Raw genomic sequence first — 388 nt, forward strand, 5'->3', positions numbered from 1 at the left:
CATCTCGACCATCAATCGGTCGCGGCTGACCTTGGCCAACACACTGGCCGCGGCGATGCAGGCGGCCGCGGCGTCCCCGCTGACCACCGGCAATGACGGCGCCGCCAGGCCCGGTACCCGGAACCCGTCGGAGAGCACGTAGCCCGGCCGCATCGGCAGACCGGCGACCGCGCGCCGCATGCCTTCGATGTTGGCGATGTGCACACCACGCCGGTCCACCTCGACCGACGGGATGAACACCACGTGGTAGGCCAGCGCGTAGCGCCGGATCAACGGAAACAGCCGTTCCCGTTCGGCTCCGGTCAACTTCTTCGAATCATCAAGTGCCGAGAGGCTTTCCAACCGGTTCGGCCCCAGCAAGCAGGCCGCCACCACCAACGGGCCCGCA

1 pseudogene is annotated in these 388 nt (G+C 68.3%); it reads right to left on the reverse strand.

The features are described from left to right. A pseudogene (locus FH08_RS0134100) lies at positions 1-388 on the reverse strand (ribonuclease HII); the annotation flags it as partial.

Origin of the sequence: Caballeronia sordidicola, from assembly GCF_000729995.1 — a bacterium.
Lineage (GTDB): Bacteria > Pseudomonadota > Gammaproteobacteria > Burkholderiales > Burkholderiaceae > Caballeronia > Caballeronia sordidicola_A.